The sequence below is a fragment of the Thioflexithrix psekupsensis genome (assembly GCF_002149925.1).
Classification (GTDB): domain Bacteria; phylum Pseudomonadota; class Gammaproteobacteria; order Beggiatoales; family Beggiatoaceae; genus Thioflexithrix; species Thioflexithrix psekupsensis.
Map to the genome: position 1 here is coordinate 23,346 of NZ_MSLT01000013.1, position 7,707 is coordinate 31,052.

The window sequence follows — 7,707 nt, forward strand, 5'->3', positions numbered from 1 at the left end:
AAGAACGAAAAAATGGTATTTTGCCCATTCTTTTACAGTCCCACCCCATCCGACCACATCACCTGTTGCCAGCCATCAGGATAGGTTAATAACACTTCTTCCATGCCGTCTCCATTTTCATCAGGAATTAACACGGCTTGAATCGCGCCCGTTGCCAAACCGGTGCGACGCAAAACGGAATCAAAAGTGCCACGCCATATCGTATTTCCAAAATCCACAGCGACTTGTCCTGTTTCGAGTAAACTCACAGATTGCGCCCCCGCAATACTGCGCAATAAACCCATCACCGCATCGGCATCACGCGCCGCGGGATACAAGGCTTGTTGACGTTTCACTTCCGCATCAAAAATCACCCAAAATTGCGAACCTTGCGCAAAAATACCTTGTCCCCACGGCACAACGTAAGAGTCCAAACCCGGCCGCAAACTTAATCCCACTGTATTATTTTCATCCACAATCCACCAACGATCCCCTTGCCACGTTCCCGTTGCATTCAGCGCGGACAAAGTCGTTTGCAACACAGATTCCCCTTGTAATCGCGCCACCGTGCGCACCCATAAGCCCGTTTGTGTGACAAATTCCACCGTACCATCCGCCAATGGGGAGAATCGCGCCGGAGTCGATTCGTCTAACTGCACCGTTTCTACAATTTCCAAATGCCGCCAGCGCGTATCTTCATGGATAAGTAACACGCCTTTTTCCGCGGCCGTCACCCACCAACCTTGATTTTGTACATCAGGAATCATCTGCAAAGCATCGACTAACGCAGGCGATGGCTTGACGAATAACACCTGCTGCATTCCATCCGCATACACCACCAACACATCGCCTACTCCATCGCCATTGCGATCCGAGACCCGCAATAATTGCGTCACACCACTGGCAACACCGCCCGGAATCACTTGATAATCAAAGGCGACTGTAAAAGTCAACTCATTAATTTTAATCAGAAAAACGCCGTTATCTAAAAACACCAATCGCTGCACACCCGATATACCTTGTAAAGCCGAAGTAAACGCCGACAAATCAGGACTCGTGGCAAAAAACGATTGTTGCCAGATTTTTCCGTTTTCAGTAAAACGATGGCGTACTTCAAGCGCGCCCATAATATCCAAATTGGGTATCACATCTAAACCCAAATCCGCTGTACTTTCCATCAAACGCGCATCCGCACGCAACAGCGCAAAACTGCCATCGGCCAAAGGCATTCGATAAACCCCGTGGACATCGGCATTAAACTGATGAATCCCCAAATTGGCTAAATTTTCGCGTAATTGTCCTGTGCGGGCGGCAATCGGCACGGCAAACACCACACGCCCATCCGCAGTGACAAAACGCATCGTGCCATCCGATTCCGTCACCATCCCCACAGACATTTCAGCCGTCGCCTGCATCACGCGAATTGGTAAAACGCTAAACCGCTCATAAGCCGATTCTCCGATCAGCGTTCCTTGTACGGCGTGTTGACTAAAACGTAATCCGAGTGCCGACGCATCAGGCAAGGCATTTAAACCGTCTAACACCGTAGAACCCACACTTAACACATCATGAACGACATTCACGGCCACACTGCCCGTAAATGGATCAGTAATATGTGGAAAAAGTCCCGTCAAATCCATGCCCACCGGCACGCTGGCATTTTCACTAAACACCACACCCGCGCCTAAAATTACGCCATCGGCTAAAGTCACACCGGGACGAATTAAGACAGAAGTTAAAGTCACTCCCGTTTCCACCACCGTTCCCGCGCCCAAAATCACGTGTGACACTTGACTGTTGGCCGCGATACGCACCGCGTTCAAGGTCGCCGGCGCGGCAGGGAAACCATAGATGACACCACGCATAACCCCGCCCGTCACCACGGTATCACTTAACAATTGCGCATTTTCAATCACGCCACGGTTAATAATCTCGTGGGACAAACGGCCGCCACCGCGAACAAGGGCATTTTCTGCAATGGTGACGTTGTACAACACGCCTTCATTTTCTGTATCCCCGCCTATCGTTCCCCCGCGCACTGCGCCCGTGTGGGTAATGCGATGGTGCATTAAGATTTGACCCGAATTATCACGAGTATCACTAATCACATTGGCGGCCACAGTCATTTCTACAATGGCTTGATTATTTTGTGCATTGGGATCAACGGTTTGACTGCTCAAGGTGGCTGTAATTCGTTGCAAACCCACTTCCGTAGGCGTTAAACTGATCGCCCACACACGACTGGCTCCCGCCGCTAATTCTCCCAAAGTACAGACTAAACTCGTCTCATTGCGTGTACATTCCGCCAATTCTGCACTGAGCGTTAAACTCGACGGCAAAACCACGTCTAACACTAAGCCTTGTCCCGTTTCAGGGCCTTGATTATTCAGAGTAATAGAGAGCGTCAAGGGATTATGTAAACTGGCGATTTCAGGCTGTACCACTGCCGTTATACCCAATTCCGCCGTGGCGGCGACAACGGTTGTGCTTTCTGTACGGTTATTGCTCACATTTGCATCTAATTCATTGGCACTGACAACGGCATTCACAGCGATTTCGCCCGCTGTCGCCGTTAATAGATGTAAATCCATTCGTGCCGTTTCTCCGGATTCCAACGTGGTTAAACGGCATTGAATTTGCCCTGAACTGGCCACTTGTGTTTCACACACCCCGCGATTGCTTTGTAAACTTTGCAGCGTGACCGTATTGGGTAAAGTTAGAGAGAAAATGACTCCCGTGGCACGATCAGGCCCTTGATTGCTCACCGTAAACGCATACGCCAACGGCGTTCCCAATGGCACGGGATCAACGGGTTTTTGCACCGTTAAACCCACATCCGCACTTGATACCCGTAAAATCGCTATCGCCTGATCATGACGACCCGCGGCATACACAAATACGCCCGACGATTCCACCGCTAAGGCCCGAACGCCCGCTAATCCATTGATTCCATTCACGCCATCGCGTAAAGTTTCCACATAACGCAAGCGTCCCGTATCAGTTTGGCGCGCAAAAATACTCACGGCATTGTCTGTTGCGCCTGCGACATAGACATAACGCCCACCACGACTCACCACAACCGCTTCCGCGCCGGTCAAGCCATCAATCCCATTGACTCCCTGACGTAACACTTCTAACCACTGATATTGATCGCCACTTTGTTCAAAAGCGACTACGGCATTATCCACTCCCGCGCTGGCCGTGTATAAAAAACGCCCATCGGCACTAAATGCCACATCTCGCACTTGATGCAATCCGGCAACGCCAGCGACATTATTGGTTAAGACTTGATGCGGTGTGAGATCACCCGTACCGGCATCCACTGCGAATAAGGCCACGCTGTCACTGCCTGAATTCGCCACGGCTAATAAACGTCCATCGGCACGCAGCGTTAAACCATAACTGGCATTCAAGGCAGTATGTTGTACATTTTTAAATAAAGTCAATGCGCCCGTGCTGGCATTACGTTGCCAAACGGTAATATTATTGTCTTTATTTCCAGCCACATAGACCGCTGTATCTGAAGCCACAATGCCAAACGGACTGCCTAAGCCGGCAATGCCATCGACTTCGTTTTGATAACGCGCCACCACGCTTAACAAGCCCGTGCTGGCATTACGCGCAAAAGCCACGACACTGTTATCCGCGAATCCTGTCACGTAAACATGTGCGCCATCAGGGGTGATCGTCAATCCGGCCGCGCCGAGTAATCCATTCACGCCGCCTTGTGTGGCACTGAGTTGTTGCACAAAACTCAAGCGTCCCGTAGTCGCTTCTCGTTGAAACACCACCACCGCATGACTGCCAAAACTGGCCGCATAAAGATGTTGTCCATCGGGACTCACGGCCACATCGTAAACTTGTTTTAAACCTTGTACGCCATTAACCCCGTCGATCACCGCGTCCACATAAGATAAAGTGGCCGGTAAAGCCGCTTGAATACGGAGTTGTGCTTGGTTATTCGTTTCATCATTATCGTGTTCTAAAGCGAAAACCGTCGCTTGAGCGAGTAATTCCCCAATGCTTAATACACTGGTGGCGATGTCAATAAACAAGGGATCGCCCGCAACAGGAATACTTGGCAAAGTACACGTGACCACGCCCAGCGTATGCTGACATGTTCCTGCACTGTCTGGCACGATCTGATAATTTAGAAATGACACCGCGGCCGGTAATTGCAAAGTGACTTGTGCGCCTGTGGCCGTGTGTGGGCCGGCGTTGTTTAATAAAATACGATAAGTCAACACATCTTCCACTAACACTTGGGTGTCTTCACTGCTTAGAGTTAAGCCGACATTGGCTGTCGTCAGTGCAACGGAAGTCTCTAATTTTGCAGTATTATTTTCTAATAAAGTGTCTAAGGTTTGACTGCTGAGGGTGGCTTCAGTGGAGAGCATTCCGGCCGTGGTCGGAGTTATTTTCACCACCACCGTAGCCGATTCATCGCGTGCCAACGGCCCCAATTCGCAACGCACTAATCCCGCATTTTCCGTACAAGGCGCAGTTTGGCGCGAGGATTCGGCCGAGACAAAAGTCACTCCCGCCGGCAATTGCTGTTGATAGACTACGCCACTGGCCGGGCTGGGGCCTTGATTGCTCACCGTAGCGAGATAATTCAACGTTTGGCCGACTAACACCGCATTGGGTGTGCTGCTCAAAATCACCGCAACATCGCTGGTTGGCGCGGACACGGCAATTTCTTTACTGGCTTGGTTGGGCAAATTCGGATCGAAAGTTGAACCCACTGCTTGCGCCGATACGTTCAACGTACCTAATGCCGTCGGCACCAGTTTAATGGTGAAAGATTGCGCTTGGCCGGGATTAATCGCGGGCGTGGTGCAACTTAACGGGACACCGGGGGTACAATTTGCCGCGTTGACTTCGCTCAAATTAAACGGCACGCCTGCCAAGGCCACATTTAACACCATATCATGTGCCACACCGGGGCCATTGTTATTTAAGGTAAAAGTCAGCGTTACTTCCGTATTTTGTACCACTGTATCTGCGTTGCTGCCAATGGTTAATCCCACATCGGCCGCTTGTCCCGAAATACTAACAATACTGATTGCTTGGTTATTGGTTTGATTGGTGTCCACACCGGGCGCGGTGACAGAAAAACGCGCTTCGGCTTGATCATTCGGTAAAAAACTCAGGGTTTGAATTTGTAAATGGGTACTTGGTGAGGCGACCGGGTCTAATAAACTTAAATTACAACTAATTTCATGGCTGGCTGTACTTGAAGCACGGCACGCCCCCGTTGATCCCACATAACGCACTTCAGTCGGTAAAGTCACATTGAGTACGGCATTATTGGCCGGAGTCCCCGCTACATTGCTGATCTGCACATTATAATTCACAGGCGTATTCACAGGTGCAGAAATCGGCTCGCCGATTGCGTCAATGATCGCCAAATCAAAGACTAACACAGCCACATTCACCGGCACATTGGCCTTATTGTCGTCGGGAGTCAGTTCTTTTTGTTGCGAAGTGACTTGAGCGGAAAAGGATAAGGTGCTGGGAGTCGCGGGCGTGGTGACTTGAATATTAATCCGTGTACTCGCGCCGCCAGCCATGTCAGATAAAATACAAGTCAATTGTTGCCCGGCCAATTGACAGCGAGAATCACTATTCACCGCGTCATAACGCACGGTGGCATCTAAAGTGGCCGTGAAACGCACTCCCGTTGCCGTAGTCGCACTTGCATTACTTACATCCGCGTGATAAATCAACACACTGTCCACATTAGCGGGATTGGCACTGGGGGAAATAGCCAGTTTTAAATCTACCGTTTCCACACTTTGGCGTAATTCAGTATTGAGCGTGACTTGATTATTACTGGAATTGGGATCGGATTGGGTGCTGGTGACTGTGGCCGTACTGGATAAAATGCCTGTTCCTGCTTCGCCGGGAGTCATGACGTTTACGACAATGTTTACACTGCCATTCACCGCCACATCGCCCAGCACACACGTGACTACACCAGCTTGTTGACTACATTGGCCTTGACTGCTCACGGCCGATTGATAAATGACACCACTGGGCAAGGTATGCGTGAAAACGGTCGCCGTGGCAATGTCTCCGCCGGCATTATTGACCGTAAATTGATAAGTTAAAGGGCTGTTAATCGCTACGGGCGCATCATCACTGCCCGTTATACTTAAATCAGCCGATACCAAACTCCATACTGAAATCGCATCACTAAATAAAGCGGCCGTATAAAGTTGTTGTCCGTTTGCGGCGGTGGTTAATCCTAAGGGGCCGGACAATGACGTGACATTATTGGTATTATTTTTAATGACTTGTTTAAAGGTTAAATCGCCTGTTTCACTATTTCTATTGAAGACAACTAAACTATTGTCATCAAATCCCGTCGCATATAATTCTCCGCCGGCGGGAGAGACTAAAACATGGCGTACGGCTCTTAATCCGCTGACAGGGGTTTGATTTAAAATACTTTTAACAGGCGTTAATGCGCCCGTGGCGATGTCAATGGAAAAAATCGTGATGGCATTGCTACTACTGGCCGCGGCGTAGAGAAAACGCCGATCAGGACTCACCGCTAAACCCACCGCACCGAGTAAATCACTAATATTTTCCATGCCTTGCGAATAACTGCCAACAAAAACCAATTCACCCACGCCACTGTTACGCACAAATAAATTAACCGCATGACTCTGCACGGCGGCCGTGTAAACATACCAATTGCCGTTGCCTGCATCGATCACGGCGACATCCGTGATACCTGCTAAATTCGTGACTCCGTTCGCGCCACTGACATGCGTGAGGACGGGAGTTAATACGCCCGTGTCGGCATTGCGAGAAAACACCGTGAGCGCAGAATCATCCGTGCCAGCGGCATAAACCCGTGTGCCATCAGGACTGATGGCCAAGGCACTGACTCCAGCTAATCCTGTGGCTTGATTGACGTTATCTTTTTGAATTTCGACTAAAGTCAATAATCCGTCGTGCTGTTGCGAGTCAACACGGTCACGGCCGAATCGGTGCGACTGGCTACATAAACATGTCTCCCATCGGGACTGACTTTAACCGCACTGGCTCCCGCTAAACCACTGTCGCTGATGTCTGTGTTGGTGAAATGTTGTAAGAATTGTAAACTTCCATTGTTCACATCCCGACTAAACACCGCCACTGCACTCGACACCACACTGGCCGCATAAAGGTGTTGTCCATCGGGACTCACTGCCACAGCAGCACCCCATCTAATCCCAATACCTCATTTTGTGCCTGTCGTTGCACTTCGACCAGCGAGAGCGCGGGCGTGAGGAAACAGTAGCAGTAAAAATAAGACAAACACGCCCCACGCCAGAGAGGATGTTGCAGTGATCGAAGCAGCGGCATTTTTAACCTTCTCTTTAACTTGATAAGCCATACTATTGATTGGCTTTAGTATATCGCAAATTAAGCCCAAGTTATGCGTGATGAATGGGGAATCATGAATTTACTCGTTACCCTGCGCCCTGAAGCGGTAAAAGAACACACAAACACCCCCTTCTTTGCAGAACTGACAGATACAGCGAGATTCGCGTTGGAAAATAGAACAGGTTACATCCCTCTTAGCAGGAGTAGAAATGTGGATTGGATATTGCGGAATTTAACGGTTTTATGCTTTACCAAAATGTATGTGAGATATAAAAACAAATTAAGTTTTAATATCTAGCTAGATATTAGGTATAAGATACTGTTTAATTTTATTAAACTTAAACACTT

The 7,707-nt window shown here is 49.3% G+C and carries 3 protein-coding genes; all 3 read right to left on the bottom strand.

Annotated elements, in window-relative coordinates; translation table 11 throughout:
• Positions 1-32: 32 nt before the first annotated feature.
• The 3 genes from TPSD3_RS10370 to TPSD3_RS17545 are packed head-to-tail and all read right to left on the bottom strand — an operon-like array spanning position 33 to position 7,338.
• Positions 33-6,935 (bottom strand): beta-propeller fold lactonase family protein, encoded by a 6,903-nt coding sequence (locus TPSD3_RS10370; protein WP_086488482.1) that lies wholly within the window; start codon positions 6,933-6,935, stop codon positions 33-35.
• Complete coding sequence (locus TPSD3_RS10375) at positions 6,932-7,186, bottom strand: beta-propeller fold lactonase family protein (RefSeq protein WP_176329833.1); 255 nt, start codon at positions 7,184-7,186, stop codon at positions 6,932-6,934. Before TPSD3_RS10375 ends, TPSD3_RS10370 begins: the two co-directional genes overlap by 4 nt.
• Positions 7,177-7,338 (bottom strand): hypothetical protein, encoded by a 162-nt coding sequence (locus tag TPSD3_RS17545; protein WP_176329834.1) that lies wholly within the window; start codon positions 7,336-7,338, stop codon positions 7,177-7,179. The genes TPSD3_RS10375 and TPSD3_RS17545 overlap by 10 nt, the downstream gene beginning before the upstream one ends.
• Positions 7,339-7,707: the final 369 nt, after the last annotated feature.

Excerpts from the sequence above, each read along its gene's own strand:
- TPSD3_RS17545 (WP_176329834.1), bottom strand. The coding sequence starts at position 7,338 with ATGCCGCTGCTTCGATCACTGCAACATCCTCTCTGGCGTGGGGCGTGT.